Source organism: Pseudomonas rhizoryzae, from assembly GCF_005250615.1.
Classification (GTDB): Bacteria; Pseudomonadota; Gammaproteobacteria; order Pseudomonadales; family Pseudomonadaceae; genus Chryseomonas; species Chryseomonas rhizoryzae.
Genome location: NZ_SULM01000001.1, coordinates 498,022 through 513,869, shown reverse-complemented (window position 1 = coordinate 513,869; position 15,848 = coordinate 498,022). Strand labels below are relative to the sequence as shown.

General features: G+C 65.2%; 14 protein-coding genes. 7 read left to right on the top strand and 7 right to left on the bottom strand.

What is annotated here, in order from left to right:
- The first annotated feature begins 7 nt into the window (after positions 1-7).
- The 7 genes from FAZ11_RS02280 (at position 8) to FAZ11_RS02250 (ending at position 8,155) form a co-directional block, all read left to right on the top strand.
- Positions 8-232 carry a hypothetical protein gene (locus FAZ11_RS02280; RefSeq protein WP_058762740.1) on the top strand — a complete coding sequence of 75 codons (225 nt, stop codon included), beginning with the start codon at positions 8-10 and terminating at the stop codon, positions 230-232.
- Between the two features lie 160 nt (positions 233-392).
- The gene (gene kdpF / locus FAZ11_RS02275) at positions 393-482 is read left to right on the top strand and encodes a K(+)-transporting ATPase subunit F (protein ID WP_081049711.1); all 90 of its coding nucleotides are present in this window, start codon (positions 393-395) and stop codon (positions 480-482) included.
- A gap of 9 nt (positions 483-491) precedes the next feature.
- Positions 492-2,189: a potassium-transporting ATPase subunit KdpA gene (gene kdpA, locus FAZ11_RS02270; protein ID WP_058771985.1), complete on the top strand. Its 1,698-nt coding sequence runs from the start codon at positions 492-494 to the stop codon at positions 2,187-2,189.
- A 1-nt stretch (position 2,190) separates the two neighbouring features.
- A complete protein-coding gene (gene kdpB / locus FAZ11_RS02265) occupies positions 2,191-4,221 on the top strand; it encodes a potassium-transporting ATPase subunit KdpB (protein ID WP_137279459.1) in 2,031 nt (676 codons plus the stop codon).
- 10 nt (positions 4,222-4,231) lie between these two features.
- Entirely contained in the window at positions 4,232-4,783 is a 552-nt protein-coding gene (gene kdpC, locus FAZ11_RS02260; RefSeq protein ID WP_058762663.1) for a potassium-transporting ATPase subunit KdpC, read from the top strand.
- A complete protein-coding gene (locus FAZ11_RS02255; RefSeq protein WP_137279458.1) occupies positions 4,780-7,404 on the top strand; it encodes a sensor histidine kinase in 2,625 nt (874 codons plus the stop codon). Before kdpC ends, FAZ11_RS02255 begins: the two co-directional genes overlap by 4 nt.
- A gap of 61 nt (positions 7,405-7,465) precedes the next feature.
- Complete coding sequence (locus tag FAZ11_RS02250; protein ID WP_058762661.1) at positions 7,466-8,155, top strand: response regulator; 690 nt, start codon at positions 7,466-7,468, stop codon at positions 8,153-8,155.
- A gap of 292 nt (positions 8,156-8,447) precedes the next feature.
- Here FAZ11_RS02250 and FAZ11_RS02245 read toward each other — a convergent pair whose 3' ends face one another.
- The 7 genes from FAZ11_RS02245 to FAZ11_RS02215 form a co-directional block, all read right to left on the bottom strand.
- Positions 8,448-8,822: a histone-like nucleoid-structuring protein, MvaT/MvaU family gene (locus FAZ11_RS02245; protein WP_058762660.1), complete on the bottom strand. Its 375-nt coding sequence runs from the start codon at positions 8,820-8,822 to the stop codon at positions 8,448-8,450.
- A gap of 513 nt (positions 8,823-9,335) precedes the next feature.
- Positions 9,336-10,193, bottom strand: a complete 858-nt coding sequence (locus FAZ11_RS02240; protein WP_058772905.1) for a PfkB family carbohydrate kinase — start codon at positions 10,191-10,193, stop codon at positions 9,336-9,338.
- 3 nt (positions 10,194-10,196) lie between these two features.
- The gene (locus tag FAZ11_RS02235) at positions 10,197-11,054 is read right to left on the bottom strand and encodes a MurR/RpiR family transcriptional regulator (RefSeq protein ID WP_058762658.1); all 858 of its coding nucleotides are present in this window, start codon (positions 11,052-11,054) and stop codon (positions 10,197-10,199) included.
- Entirely contained in the window at positions 11,054-12,025 is a 972-nt protein-coding gene (locus FAZ11_RS02230) for an ABC transporter permease (protein WP_058772906.1), read from the bottom strand. Before FAZ11_RS02230 ends, FAZ11_RS02235 begins: the two co-directional genes overlap by 1 nt.
- A gap of 35 nt (positions 12,026-12,060) precedes the next feature.
- Entirely contained in the window at positions 12,061-13,560 is a 1,500-nt protein-coding gene (locus FAZ11_RS02225; RefSeq protein WP_058772907.1) for a sugar ABC transporter ATP-binding protein, read from the bottom strand.
- Positions 13,561-13,577: 17 nt separating this feature from the next.
- The gene (locus tag FAZ11_RS02220) at positions 13,578-14,618 is read right to left on the bottom strand and encodes a sugar ABC transporter substrate-binding protein (RefSeq protein WP_058772908.1); all 1,041 of its coding nucleotides are present in this window, start codon (positions 14,616-14,618) and stop codon (positions 13,578-13,580) included.
- 62 nt (positions 14,619-14,680) lie between these two features.
- Positions 14,681-15,661, bottom strand: a complete 981-nt coding sequence (locus FAZ11_RS02215; RefSeq protein ID WP_058772909.1) for a sugar phosphate isomerase/epimerase family protein — start codon at positions 15,659-15,661, stop codon at positions 14,681-14,683.
- Positions 15,662-15,848: the final 187 nt, after the last annotated feature.

Genomic DNA, 15,848 nt, shown 5'->3' with positions numbered 1-15,848 from the left:
CGCCACCATGAAGCTCCTGCCTACCCTTGCTCTTTCTGCCCTGCTACTGGGCGCCAGCCAAGCCACCTTCGCCGCCGGTTGCATCAAGGGCGCCGTGGTGGGCGGCGCCGCGGGTCACGTCGCCGGCGGGCATGGTGTCGCCGGCGCCGCTGCCGGTTGCGCCATCGGTCACCACGAGGCCAACAAGAAGGCCAAGCAGGAACAGCAGCAACAGAGCGCCCCGCAACAGTGATGATCTGCAGGCCCCGCCACTCCTGGGTGGCGGGACCGATTTAACGCTTTCTTTACGCCCCCTCGCCCAGCCGCGCCTCGCTTCTTTACAGCCCTCCTCACGACAATTTCTCCACGCGGCAATCGCCGCTCGAGGAGCCTCAAGTCGTGGAGAGCGTGCAATGAATCCCTGGAATATCCTGGCCCTGCTGTTGGCAGCGGGCCTGTTCGTCTATCTGCTGGCGGCGCTGCTGCGCGCCGGCCGGTCCTAGGGAGGCGGCATGGACAGCCAAGCCGCGTTCCTGATCCTGGCCTTCCTGGCCCTGACCTTTCTTCCTGCGCCCTTTCTCGGGCGCTATTTCTATCGTGCGCTGGAAGGCGAGCGGACCTGGCTCACCTTCCTCGGTGCCCCTCTGGAGCGCCTGACGCTCAAGCTGGCCGGCACCGACGGTCGTGGCCAGGACTGGCGCACCTACGCCCTCGCCCTGATGCTGTTCAACATCCTGGGCATCGCCCTGCTGTTCGCCATCCTGGTGCTGCAGGGCGAATTGCCGCTCAATCCGCAGCACCTGCCCGGACTGGAATGGACGCTGGCTCTGAACACCGCCATCAGCTTCGTCACCAACACCAACTGGCAGGCCTATAGCGGCGAAGCCTCGCTGAGCTACTTCAGCCAGATGGTCGGCCTGGGCGTGCAGAATTTCGTCAGCGCCTCGGTGGGGGTGGCCGTGCTGGCCGCCCTGGCCCGGGGTATCGCCCGGCGTAGCGCCAAGGAGATCGGTAATTTCTGGGTCGATCTGTTCCGCGCGACCTTCTATGTGCTGCTGCCGCTGAGCGTGCCGCTGGCGCTGCTGTTGATCTGGCAAGGCGTGCCCCAGACCTTCGCCGCCTACGTGGACGCCACCACCCTACAGGGCGCGACCCAGAGCCTGCCGCTCGGCCCGGCCGCCAGCCAGATCGCCATCAAGCAACTCGGCACCAACGGTGGCGGCTTCTTCGGCGTCAATTCCGCGCATCCCTTCGAGAACCCCACGGCCCTGAGCGATCTACTGGAACTGTCCGCCATCCTGTTGATCCCGGCCGCCCTGGTGTTCAGCTTTGGCCATTACGTGAAGGACCGGCGGCAGAGTTGGGCGATCTTCGCCGCCATGTTCGGTCTGCTGGTGCTCGGCGCGGTGGTCGCCATCGCGGCCCAGGGCCACGCCAACCCCCTGCTGGCCAACCTGCCGATCACCCAGGGCGCCTCCATGGAAGGCCTGGAAACCCGCTTCGGCGCCACGGCTTCGGCGCTCTGGGCCACGGTCACCACCGCCGCGTCCAACGGCTCGGTGAATTCCATGCACGATAGCCTGGCACCGCTCACCGGCCTGATCGCCCTGTTCAACATGATGCTCGGCGAGGTGATCTTCGGCGGTGTCGGCGCTGGCCTGTACAGCATGCTACTGAATGTGCTGATCGCCGTGTTCATCGCCGGGCTGATGGTCGGCCGCACCCCGGAGTACCTGGGCAAGAAGCTGGAAGCACCCGAAGTACGCCTGCTGGTGGCGACCCTGCTGGTGATGCCGCTGGGCGTCCTGGTGCTGGGTGCCATCGCCGCCAGTCTGCCGGCGGGCGTAGCCGGCATCGCCGCCAACGGCCCGCACGGCTTCAGCCAGCTGCTGTACGCCTATACCTCGGCCACCGCCAACAATGGCTCGGCCTTCGGCGGTTTCGGCGCCAACACTCCCTTCCACAACCTGATGCTCAGCCTGGCGCTGCTGATCGGTCGCTTCGGCTACATCCTGCCGATCCTGGCCATCGCCGGCAGCCTGGCCGCCAAGCGCGCCGTCCCGGTCGGCCCCAACAGCTTCCCGACCCATGGCCCGCTCTTCGTCACCCTGTTGGTCGTCACCATCCTGCTGGTGGGCGGCCTGACCTTCCTGCCGACGCTCGCCCTGGGGCCGATCGCCGACCAATTGCAACTGTTCGGAGTCCGCTGAAATGGATGCCCAGACCCACACCCTGCCCACCCCCACCGCCGGCACCCTGTGGCGCCAGGCGCTGCGGCAGGCCTTCGTCAAGCTCGATCCACGCCAGCAGATCCGCTCGCCGGTGATGTTCGTGGTGGAGATCACCGCGCTGTTCTCCACCCTGCTGTGCCTGGCGCCGGACAATGGCGTCGCCACCGGGGTAGCGGTGCAGATCACCCTCTGGCTGTGGTTCACCCTGCTGTTCGCCAACTTCGCCGAGGCCCTGGCCGAAGGCCGCGGCAAGGCCCGCGCCGACAGCCTCAAAGGCATCGGCCAGAACCTGGCCGCGCGCCTGGAAGAGAACGGCAACCACCGCATGGTGCCGGCCAGCTCCCTGCGCAAGGGCCAGATCGTGCGTGTCGAAGCGGGTGAGCTGATCCCCGGCGATGGCGAGATCATCGAGGGCGTGGCGGCGGTCAACGAGGCGGCCATCACCGGCGAATCGGCGCCCGTTATCCGCGAATCGGGCGGCGATCGCTCGGCGGTCACCGGCAACACCCGGGTGGTGTCGGACTGGATTCGGGTGCGTATCACCGCCAATCCGGGCGAATCGACCCTGGACCGCATGATCGCCCTGGTGGAAGGCGCCAAGCGCCAGAAGACCCCCAACGAGGTCGCCCTGGACATCCTGTTGATCGGCCTCACGCTGATCTTCCTGCTGGTGGTGGTGACCCTGCAGCCCTTCGCCGTCCTGGCCGGCGGCCAGTTGCCCCTGCTGTTCCTGGTGGCCCTGCTGGTGACCCTGATCCCCACCACCATCGGCGGCTTGCTCTCGGCCATCGGCATCGCCGGCATGGATCGCCTGGTGCGGCTCAATGTGATCGCCACCTCGGGGCGCGCCGTGGAAGCCGCGGGTGACGTCCACACCCTGCTGCTGGACAAGACCGGCACCATCACCTTTGGCAATCGTCGCTGCAGCGCCCTGTACGCCACCCCCGGCGTCACCCCCAAGGCGCTGGCCGAAGGCGCGCTCTATGCCTCCCTGGCCGACGAAACCCCGGAAGGCCGTTCGATCATCGAGTACCTGCGCAATCTGCATCCGCTGGAGGAGCCGCCGCGCACCCAGGTCACGGCTATCCCCTTCAGTGCCGAGACGCGACTGTCGGGGATCGACTGGCTGGGTCGCGAGTATCGCAAGGGTGCGGTGGACGCCGTCCTGACCTTCCTCGGCCAGACCCGCGCCGACCTGCCGGACGTGCTGGCCCGTGAGGTCGAGACCATCGCCAAAAGCGGTGGCACTCCGCTGCTGGTCTGCGGCGAGGGCCAACTCCTCGGGGCGATCCACCTCAAGGATGTGGTCAAGCCGGGCATCCGCGAGCGCTTCGCCGAACTGCGCACCCTGGGTATCCGCACCGTGATGGTGACCGGCGACAACCCCCTGACCGCCACCGCCATCGCCGCCGAAGCCGGGGTGGATGACGTCATCGCCGAGGCCACCCCGGAGAAGAAGCTGGAGCGCATCCGCAGCGAACAGGCCGAGGGCAAGCTGGTGGCCATGTGCGGTGATGGCGCCAACGACGCCCCCGCGCTGGCCCAGGCCGACGTGGGTATGGCCATGAACGACGGCACCCAGGCCGCTCGCGAGGCCGCCAACCTGGTGGATCTGGATTCCGACCCCACCAAGTTGCTGGACGTGGTGCAGGTGGGCAAGGAGCTGCTGGTGACCCGCGGCGCCCTGACCACCTTCTCGGTGGCCAACGACGTGGCCAAGTACTTCGCCATCCTGCCGGCGCTGTTCGCCGGCATCTATCCGCAGCTGAACGTGCTCAACGTGATGCACCTGGCCAGCCCGCAGAGCGCCATTCTCTCGGCCATCGTCTTCAACGCGCTGATCATCGTCGCGCTGATTCCCCTGGCGCTGCGCGGGGTGCGGGTCAAGGCCGCCAGCGCCGCCGCCCTGCTGCGCCGCAACCTGCTGATCTACGGCCTCGGTGGTATCGCCGTGCCCTTCGTCGGCATCAAAGTCATCGACCTGGCGCTCGGCGCCCTCGGTCTGGTCTGAGGAGACCGCCATGCTCATGCAACTTCGTTCCGCCGTGCTGATGCTCGCGCTGCTCACGGCCCTCACCGGCGGCGTCTATCCGCTGCTGGTCACGGTGCTCGGCCAGGCGTTGTTCGCCGACCAGGCCGGCGGCAGTCTCATCCAGCGTGCCGATGGCAGCGTCGTCGGCTCGCGGCTGATCGCGCAGAAATTCACCGGTCCCGAGTGGTTCCAGCCGCGCCCCTCGGCCGGTGACTACGCCACCGTCTCCAGCAGCGCCAGCAACCTGGCGCAATCCGCGCCGGCACTGCGCGAGCGGATCGAGAAGGCGCTGCCGGACGTGCAGGTCCAGGCTCAGGGTCCCGTTCCCCAGGAGCTGGTGACCACCTCCGCCAGCGGCCTGGACCCGGATCTCACCCCGGCCGGCGCCCGCTATCAGATCGCCCGCATCGCCGCGGCCCGCGGCCTGGCCCCGGAGCGCCTGGAGGCCCTGGTGCGCGAGCAGACGCACACCTCGCTCTTCGGCCCGGCAACGGTTAATGTCCTGCTTCTCAACCTGGCCCTGGCGGAACTGAGTCAATGACCGACAGTACCGGGCGCGCCGAAGCGCTGCTCGCCGAACATCGCGAAGGCCGCGGCCGCCTCAAGGTCTTTCTCGGTGCCGCCCCTGGGGTGGGCAAGACCTACGCCATGCTGCAGGCGGCCCAGACCGCCCTGCGCCAGGGCCGCCGGGTGCGCGCCGGGATCGTGGAGACCCATGGACGGCGGGAGACCGCCGCCCTGCTCGCCGGTCTGCCGCAGCAACCGCTGCGGCGCGTCGAGCACCGCGGGCTCAAGCTCACCGAACTGGACCTGGAGGGCTTGTTGGCCGAGCCGCCGGAACTGGTGCTGGTGGACGAGCTGGCCCATAGCAACGCCCCGGGCAGTCGCCACGCCAAGCGCTGGCAGGACGTGGCCGACCTGCTCGCCGCCGGTATCCACGTCTTCACCACGGTCAACGTCCAACACCTGGAAAGCCTCAACGACGAGGTGCGGGACATCACCGGGGTGCAGGTGCGCGAGACCGTGCCGGACCAGGTGCTGCTCGATGCCGACGAACTGGTGCTCATCGACCTGCCGCCACGGGAGTTGCTGGAGCGACTGCGCGACGGCAAGGTCTACGTGCCCGAGCAGGCCCGCGCCGCCATCGACGCCTTCTTCAGCCAGACCAACCTCACCGCCCTGCGCGAATTGGCCATGCGTACCGCCGCCGCCCAGGTGGATTCGGCGCTGGCGCTGCGCTATCGCCAGCAGGGCCAGGCCGCGCCGCCGCTACTGGGGCGCCTGATCGTCGGCGCCGGTACCTCACCTTCGGCGGAACGCCTGGTGCGTCATGCCAGCCGCCTGGCGGAACAGCGTCATCTGCCCTGGACGCTGGTCCACGTCGATACCGGCCAACCCTTGGACGACAACGCCCGCGCCAATCTGCAAGCCAGCCAGCGCCTGGCCGAACGGCTCGGCGGCGAGGTCCTGACCCTGCGCGACAGCGACCCCGTCCGCGCCCTGGTCCGCCATGCCCGCGATCAAAGAGCCAGCGTGCTCCTGATCGGCCGCGGGCGACCGCGCGGCTTCAGCCTGAGGCGCCGCCTGGCCAACCGACTCTTGCGCCTGGCCCAGGGCCTGGAGATCGCCATCCTCGATCTGGATCGCGATGCCCCGCCCACTGCCCGCTCGAAGCGCCCCTGGCGGCCCGGGCCCTATGGCGCGGCCATCCTGGCGACCGGCGTGGCCGCGGCCATCGCCGAAGGCGTCTCAGGGCTGCTGGAGCTGCCCAACATCTCACTGGTCTTCCTCGCCGCAGTGCTGCTGGTGGCGGTGCGCAGCAGTCGTGGACCGGCGTTGTTCTGCGCCCTGCTCGGCTTTCTCGCCTACGATTTCCTGTTCATTCCGCCGGCCTTTTCGCTGACCATCAATCGCGAACAGGATGTACTCACCCTGGCCTTCTTCCTGCTCATGGCGCTGCTCACCGGCGACCTCGCCGCCCGCCAGCGCCGGCAGTTGCAGGCCCTACGTCTGACCCAGCGCGAAACCCTGGCACTGCTGGATTTCACCCGACAACTGAGCGCCGCCAGCGACCGCCAGGCGGTGGTCAGCGTCACCCTCAAGCACCTCAGCGACAAAGGGCAGCATGTCTGCCTGCTCGTCCCTGAAGACAAGACCGGACTCGCTCTCCACCCTGCCGATCTGACGCTGGCCGATAACGAGCGCATCGCCGCCGAATGGGCCTGGAAGCAGGAAAAGCCGGCGGGCTGTGGTACCGACACCCTGCCCTCCGGCGGCTGGTGGTGGTGGCCGCTGCTGGCCGAGAGCGGCAGTCTCGCGGTCCTTGGCGTACGCCGCGCGGACGCCCAACCGCTGGACCATGGGGAACGTCGTCAGCTCGCCAGCCTTGCCCAACCCTTGGCCCAGGCTCTGGCGCGGGTCCGTCTCAGCGAGGATCTGGAGGCCGCCCGCCTGCATGGCGAAACCGAGCAACTGCGCAGCGCCCTGCTGGCCTCCGTCTCCCATGACCTGCGCACACCCCTGACCGTGATGCGCGGCTCCATCGATGCCCTGGCGACCCTTGGCGAGGCCATTCCCGCCAGTGACCGCCAGGAGCTGCTGGATGCCACGCGCCAGGAAGCCGAGCGCCTCGATCGCTACATCCAGAACCTGCTGGACATGACCCGCCTGGGGCACGGCAGCCTGCAACTGGCCCGCGACTGGGTCGACCCGGGCGACATCCTCGCCAGCGCCCTGCAGCGCCTGCAGCCCTTGCTGGCCGATCTGCAAGTGACCACCCGGGTGGAGCCCGGTCTACCGCTGCTGTGGGTCCATCCGGCGCTGATCGAGCAGGCGCTGGTGAATGTGCTGGAAAACGCCATCCGCTTTTCCGCACCCGGTGGACGGCTGGAGATCAGCCTGTCGCGCCAGGGTGGCGAACTGCAGATCGCCGTCGCCGATGAAGGCCCAGGCATTCCGCCAGAGGACCGGACGCGGATCTTCGACATGTTCTATACCGCGGCGCGCGGCGATCGGGGCGGCCAGGGCACCGGCCTGGGCCTGGCGATCTGCCAGGGCATGGTCGGCGCCCATGGCGGAAGGGTCAGCGTCGACGACGGACTGGACGGTCGCGGCACCACGATGCGGATGCATCTGCCGCTGCCCGCGCCTCCCGCCGAGTAGTCCCGGCCACCAAAGAACCCGGGGGCGCTATGATGGCGCCTCTTCGCGTGGAACCCCGCAGATGCCCGCTCATGTCCTCGTCGTCGACGACGAACCCCAGATCCGCAAATTCCTGCGCATCAGCCTCGCCGCCCAGGGCTACCAGGTGAGCGAAGCGGCCACCGGTACGGACGGGCTGGCCCAGGCGGCGCTCGGCCAGCCCGACCTGGTGATCCTCGATCTCGGGCTGCCGGATCGCGACGGCCAGGAGGTGCTGGCCGAATTGCGCGAATGGTCGGCGGTGCCGGTGCTCGTCCTCTCCGTACGGGCCGACGAACGCGAGAAGGTCCGCGCCCTGGACGCCGGTGCCAACGACTACGTGACCAAACCCTTCGGCATCCAGGAATTCCTCGCCCGTGTCCGCGCCCTGCTCCGCCAGACGCCAGGCAACGCCACCGCGCAGGTTGCCGCCCTGGAGGTAGGCGAATTGCGCGTGGACTTCGCCTATCGACGAGTCACCCTGGCAGACAATGAAATCGCCCTGACGCGCAAGGAGTACGCCGTTCTAGCGGCCCTCGCCCAGCATCCCGGACGGGTCGTGACGCAACGCCAGTTGTTGATCGATATCTGGGGACCCACCCATGCCCAGGACAGCCATTACCTACGCATCGTCATCGGCCATCTGCGGCAGAAGTTGGCCGATGATCCCGTGGCACCGCGTTTTATCGTGACCGAAGCAGGCGTGGGTTATCGCTTGCGTGACGATGCCTGAACGACACCTGTCCATTAGTAGAAAGAACGGGGGCGGACCTTGGCCAGACTGCCGACTTACGCTTTCCAGCGAGGAAACCCAATAGGCTGAAACACAGGAAAGAATTCGCTGCCGGTGCAACACCGTCGCCAAAGTGACCTTTCGGTCAAGTTAGCGCAAAGAACGCGAGGGGTGGAGACTAGACGGCGAACACCTCGGTGCTGGCCGAATTCGTAGTACTCGTTGAAACCGGATAACGTTCAAGCCGGCGACCAGACATTGCGTCTGGCGCCGGCCGAAACGTAATGAAGCTTTACTGCAACCAACCTTCGACGGTATCGGCCCCGTGCTCGGCTTTCCAGGCCTTGAGCACCTTGTGATTGCCGCCCTTGGTCTCGATGACTTCGCCGGTCTGGGGGTGCTGATAACGCTTGGTGGTACGCGGACGCCGCTTGCCAGCTGGCTTTTCCGGATGCGGTGTCTGCTCCTTGTGCTTGGGGGCGGCATTCGGATCCAGGATGCCGATGATGTCGCCCAGGTTCATGTGGTACTCGTCCATCAGCGATTGCAGCTTGCTCTCGAACTCGATTTCTTTCTGCAGGGAACTGTCCTGCTTCAGATCTTCGAGCAACTGCAGCTGGGCGCGAAGTTGCTCTTCGGCGGCGCGGAATTCGGCGAGACGGGACATATTAGCTCCTGATGAAAAGTAAGAGACGAAGGCTGAGACTCCGTCATAGGAGAAAAGTTAGCGTGCGACGATAAATCATCCCGCGACACTATGCCAGCGATTAATTAAGCACGGATGCCCGGGAAAGCAAGATGTAAATTTTTCGCCGTTACTTAAGGTAATCCTAAGTAAGGCATCCCCCGGCAGGGCCAGCGGGAGAACTAGCCGAATGGCTGTAGGAGTCGAACATTAACGAAATAATTTTCGTCCCCTAGAGGCAGGGGTTGCTTTTCGATACTTCACCGATTGCGCTGGCGTCTCGGCGCTAGACAAGGATGGGCGCGCTGATCGAGATGGTTTTAGGCGCAAGTTTAGGCGGGAGGATGACTGCGGCAGCGGTCGGCAGGCAGCCGAAGACTGGCAACCTTGCCATCGCGTTCGGCAAGGTAAGGCAGCCATCGCTGGAGACGTGGTTGCCGCTCGACTCGATGTGGTCGAGCGGCCTCCTGGGGATACAGTCGGGAGACAACGCCCTCAGGCGACGCGCGAGACGTGCTCCGCGGCCGCTGCGTTGGCCGCTGCCACGGCGCTAGCCAGCGTCTGGCCTTGTGCGAGCGCACGACTCAGTACGCCGACGAAGCAGTCTCCCGCACCGTGGGTGCTGACCAGCTTGACCGGCTTGGCCGGCAACACGGCGCTCTGGCCCTTTTCACTGAAGGCCACGCCGTGCTCGCCAGCGGTCACCACCACCTGCGGGAAGGTCGCGGCCAGCGCCTGAGCTGCCCGCTCCGCATCGCGCAAATTGGTGACGGTGATCCCACTCATGTCCCGCGCCTCCACGGCATTGACCACCAGCACGTCGATACACGCCGCCAGCTCCGGCTGCAGCGCGCGCGCCGGGGCGGCGTTGAGGCACACGGGCACCCCTCGGGCCCGGGCCGCGCGGGCGGCCTGCAGATTGAGGGCCGGGGACACTTCGTTCTGCAGTACCAGCATCGCTACGTCGCTCCAGAAATCCGGCGCCTGGAAGATCTCCAGCGCGATGTGCTGGTTGGCGTTGGAAACCACTGCCGCGCCATAGTCGCCGTCGGCGTCGGTGATCGCCACACTCATGCCCGACGCGATACCCGGCACGATGCGCACCGCGGAGGCATCGACCCCCGCCGCCGCCAGATGCCTGAGCAGGAAACGGCCGTGCTCGTCATCCCCGACCGCACCGACGAATCGCACCCGAGCGCCCGCTTGCGCCGCCGCTATCGCCTGGTTCCCTCCCTTGCCACCGAACTTGTAATGGCAGGCGGTGCCCATCACCGTTTCGCCTTTCTCGGGGCGATGGTCGGCATCCAGCATGATGTCGTAGTGCAGACTGCCGGTGACCAGAATATCGTTCATTGTCTAGAGTTCTCGCAGATCCTGGACCGCACGCTGGGTTTTCATCAGGTTCTTTTCCGCTCGCTGCAAATCCTTCTTCGCGATCGCGACGAACAAGGCGTCGAGAATATTGAGTTGCGCGATCCGCGAAGCGGCGTTTTCCCCTAACAGGTGCGACCCTTGGGAGGTTGAATTGAGTACCACATGCGCATGGCGCGCGATGGGCGATTCGGCATAGTTGGTGATGGCTATTACACGGGCGCCATTGCGCGCCGCCAGCACGACCGGGTCGTTGACCGCCCGGGTTGCGCCGGAATGACTGATCGCGATGACGACATCGTCGTCGGACAGGACCGCCGCGGACATCAACATGATGTGCGCATCGTCATAGGCGGTGGACTTGATCCCGATCTTGAGCATCTTGTGCGACAGATCGCGGGCGACCGCCGCAGAGCCACCCACGGCATAGAGATCGATATGACGCGCCTTGAAAATGATCTCCGCGGCCCGGTTGAACTCCGCTATATCCAGGATCGACATCGTTTCCTCGATTGCCTGGATGGATGTCCTGAAGACTTTCGCCAGTAGTTGCTCCGACGAATCGTCGGGCTCTATTTCCGCATGCAACCCCGCTACTTCAGACGCGTAGTAATAAATCAGGCTGCTTCTGAAGTCCCTGAACCCGGTGAAACTCAGCTTCTTGGTGATCTTGACGATCATGGCCTCGGAGACGCCGTTTTCTTGCGCGATCTCTTTCAGCGAAGTGTGTTCGGTCATATCCGGGCGGGCGATGACGGCTTCTATCACTCGTCGTTCGAGTGGCGTCAACTGGGGCAAACGCATGCGAATTTGAGCACCGATGGCTCGCGGATCCTGCTTCATCACTTGCCTCGTGTGGCCCTGTCTATCAACATCGCCACGATAATAATCAGGCCAATGGCGAGCAACTGATAAAAGGCCTGAATATTGAGCAGGGTCAGGCCGTTACGTAAGGCGCCAAGAATGACGACGCCGATGAGCGTGCCGAAGATGCTGCCCTTGCCCCCCATCAGCGATGCCCCACCGATGGCAGCCGCCGCGATGGCGTCCAGCTCCCACAGATTGCCGATGGTGGGCTCCGCAGCGCCCAGCCGACCGATCAGGATCAGCGACGCCAGGGACGCCAACATTCCCGAGATGACGTAGACGATCACCTTGGTTCTTTTCACCGGCACGCCCGCCACCCGAGCGGCTTCTTCGTTACCGCCGATCGCCAGGATGTATTCACCCAACGGCGTTTTGTTCATCACCACCCACAGCGCCAGAGCGATGACCGCGACCACCACGATGGGCACGGGAATGCCCAGCAGGGTGCTGTTGACCAGGCCGCGGAAGGTCGGCGGAATACCGAAGACCGGGTTGCCGCCGGTGAAGATCAGCGCCATGGCCCGAAACAGCGACAGGCCCCCCAGGGTGACGATGAAGGGTTGCAGGCCGGCATAGGCGATCAGGCTGCCGCTGAACACGCCACTGCTCAGGCCGACGGCGAGCGTCGCCACTATCGCCAGGGGGACGGGTACCCCCGCCACCATCAGCGTCGCGCCAAGGACCGCCGACAGCGCCGCGGTGGGGCCGACCGAGAGATCGATCCCGCCGGAGATGATCACCAGCGTCATGCCCAGGGCGATCAAGGCATTGATCGACGACTGCTGCAGGATGTTCAGCAGGTTCGGCACGGTGAAGAACACCGGCGACAGCAGTGAAAACGTCACCACGATGATCAGTAGCCCGATCAGGGTACCGGCATCGCGCAGATTGAAACGGATGAGTGCAGCAGGACGTCCCAGGCGCTGGGAGTCGATATGAGTCATCATGATAGGTGCCTTCCAGGTGAGTGACGCGACGGGTGTCAGGCCGCTTCCAGATCCTTGATCGCGAAGCGGGCGATGTTCTCTTCGGTGATCGCGTCCCCCGAGAGCTCCTGGGTGATCCTGCCTTCACGCATGACCAATACGCGGTCCGCTATGCGCAGGAGTTCCGTCATTTCCGAAGAGACGACGACGATGGCCTTGCCCGCCTGCGCCAGGCGTTCGATCAGGTTGTAGATCTCCGCCTTGGCGCCGATGTCGATCCCACGCGTGGGTTCATCGAAGAGGAATACCTTGGCGTCGGCGGCCACCCAGCGCCCGATGATCACCTTCTGCTGGTTACCGCCGCTGAGGGTACCGATGGTCTTTTCGATATCCAGCGGGCGCAGCTTCAGGTCGCTCATGACCTCGTGGGCGAGGTGATTGAGCTTCAGCCGCCGGATGATGCCGCCCACGGTGAACTGCCCCATGGAGGGCAAGGCGAGGTTCATCTTGACGGCGCGAGCCTTGACGATGCCCTCCTTCTTGCGGTCTTCCGGCACCAGGCCGATTCCCGCCTTGATGGCGGCGCGGACATCGTGATTGGGCACGGCTTGGCCATTCACCCAGACCTCACCGCCACTGCGTCGATCCAGCCCGGCGATGAGCTTGAGCAACTCGGTGCGACCGGCGCCCACCAACCCGGCGATACCCAGCACCTCGCCGGCCCTGACGCTGAAGGTCGCCGGCGCCACGGCCGTGTCGCGGGCCAGGTTCTCGACGCGCAGAACCTCGTCGGCCGTGACGTAGCTGTTGTGCTCGAACTTTTCCAGCGCGCGCCCGACCATCTTGGCCACGATGCTTTCTTCGTTCTCGTCACGGATCTCGACGACACCGACCTGGCGCCCATCGCGCATGATGGTGGCCCGGTCGCAGACCTTGAAGATCTCGTTCATCTTGTGCGAGACGTAGATGAGCGAGACCCCCATGGCCTTCAGCTCGCCGATCAGCTCCGCCAGCCGCTCGAATTCCCGCGGCGTCAGACTGGAGGTGGGTTCATCCATGGCGATGATCTTGGCATCGTCGAGCAGCGCCCGGGCGATCTCGACGATCTGCTGCTGAGAGACCTTGAGATGCTTGATCGCACTAGCGGGATCGATGCTGGGATCGAGCTGGGCAAGGATCTGCCTGGCGCGGGTGAGCTGCGCCGACTTGTCGACCAGGCAGCCGCCCGCCTTCGTCAGTGGGCGGCCGAGAAACATGTTCTGCGCTACCGAGAGCTCTGGAACATGCTGCAATTCCTGATGGATCATCGCGATCCCCGCCTGGCGGGCGCTGAGCGGAGTTTTCATCTGCACCGGTTGGCCGTTGACGAGGATCTCCCCCTCATCGGCCGCGCGGACGCCGGAGAGAATATTGAGCAGGGTGGATTTTCCCGCGCCATTCTCACCAATCAGGGCATGCACCTCGCCGGGCTTCACGCAGAAGTCGACATTCTGTAAAGCGGCGGCGTTACCGTAGGTTTTGCTGATGCCCCGCATCATCAAGCGATACTGTTCCATGCTCCCCTCCGTCCGGCCTATTGAGCCGTCAGCAGTTGACGCAGCTTCTCGTTGTCCTTGGTCGAGAAGGCCTCGGCGTTGTCCCGCGTGATCAGTGCCTGGGGCGTCGCCACGACCCGCGAGACCTGCTGGCCATTGATCAGCCGCAGCATCACGTCCATGGCGACCTCCCCGGTGAGGACGGGGAAGCTGTCCACGGTGCCGGTCAGTTCGCCGCGCTTGATCGAGGCGTAGGCATCGGAAATGCCGTCGGTGCCGAAGATGGCGACCTGCCCGGCCTTGTTCTGCGCCCGCACCGCCTCGACGACGCCGAGGGCCATGGTGTCGTTGTTGGCATAGAAACCGATCAGGTCGGGATGCTGCTGCAGGATGGTCGAGGCAGCGTTGTAGGCCTGCTCGCGGCTCCAGTTGGCCGGCACGCTGGCCACCACGCTGAAGGCGCTGTTCGGCGCGAGGGTCTCCTTGAAGCCAAGGGTGCGCTGACCCGCGGCATAGACGCCGGGCTGACCTTCGATCACCGCCAGCTTGCCACCCTGGGGATGATGCTGGATGAACCACCTGGCCACCCGCACGCCGTTGTCCTTCTGCACGTTACCCACATAGTGGGGGGCGTTGGGCATCACGGCATCGTTCACGTTGACCAGGGGAATGCGCTTGTCGTTGGCGGTCTGCAGCGCCGGCTCCAGGTTGATGTCGGTCTGCGGCGACACCAGCAAGCCGTTGAAGCCCTGGGACAGCATGGTTTCCGCGATGGACAACTGGCCGAGTTGATCGTCCTCGTTGGCGGCCGCCTGGTATTCCACGGTGACGCCGTACTTCTTCGCCGCGCTCTGATAACCCTGGCCGAGCAGACGCCAGTATTCGTTGGTCAGGGTCTTGGACACTCCGCCGATTTTCAGCGGCTTGTCGACCTTGGGCAGAGGTCCGTAGCGGCTGTCGAGCTGGGACCAGTCGGTCCGATCCGGCTCGCTGTCTGACTTCAAGGGGGCCAAGTCGGCGGCCTGGACACTGGCGCACAGCACTGCAGATACCACTGCGGAGAGCAACAGTCTTTTCATTTTTCAGCCTTCTGTTCTTATTGTTGGGGGTTGAGCGTTGGAAAAGCGCGGCGGGTGAGCGATCAGCTCGCCAGCAGGAGGTCGTTGATGATCTGTTGCGAGGCGACGGCGTCCTGGCGGCTGATGGCTTCCGCCAATGCCGGGTTGTCATTCAGCCGGGTGCTAAGCTTGAGCAACCGCTTCACCGTGGCGATGTTGGTTTCGGCCTCGCGGACCGGGTCCAGGCCGCTGGCATCCGGGAAGGTGTCGAAGTAATAGGCGCCCTGGTAGCCGTCGCGCTGCATCTGCCAGAGGAATTCCAGCGTGGCGCGCGGATTGACCGAGCCGACCATCAGGCCGTCGTCGCGCTTGCCCCAGCCATCGTTGAGATCAAGCCCCAGCAGACGGGAGCGGCGGGCCACCATGGCCGCGGCAAAGGCCGGGACTTCGTTGGCGAACAGCACGTGGGCGAAGTCCAGCGTGATACCCAGGTTGGCGCAGCCGGCTTCTTCCACGGCCAGCAAGCAGGTGGTGGCATTGGGGAAGATGCTGTAGGCGCGCGGCTCGTTGGGCTTGTATTCGATGCTGACGTCCACGTCCGGCGCGTATTCCGCCACCTCGCGGACGGCGCTGACGGCGTCTTCCCAGAGCTTCTTGTAGTCGGCCTGGAAGCAATAATCGAAGCCGTCCTGCCCCATCCACAGGGTCATCAAGGACGCCCCGAATTCGCGCCCGGCATCGATGCCCCGCTTGGTCAGCTCGATGGCTTCGCGACGGATACGGGCGTCGGGGTGGGTGAAGGCGCCGATCTTGAACTGGGGAGCATCCCAGCGCATCTGCATGCCATTGACCGCCAGTCCGGCATCCTCGATCCCGTGCCTCAGGGTCTGGATGTCGGTGGTGAGGTGTTGCGGATAATTGAGATCGAGGTGCGTCAGCCCCTTGGCGGTGCCTGCGCGGGCCACCATCTGCAGCACCGACGGCTTGCCCTGCTGCTCGGGCCAATAGAGATGCGCCCCGGAGGCGAACGAGTTCAGCCGTGTTGCAAACTTGAGTTCAGACATGAGGTCCGTCCTTTGCTAACCCTGTAAAGTGCTTTCCATCTTTACGTTTATCCGTAAAGTTATGTGCAATCTACACTTCTCGTGCCGTTACGCAAGAGGGGATTCATGATTGCCGTCACGGAAATAGCCGCGCTCAGGGAGGGCTGGCGCTTCGAGGAGCCCATCGGGAGCGGTCGTTCGAGGGGGC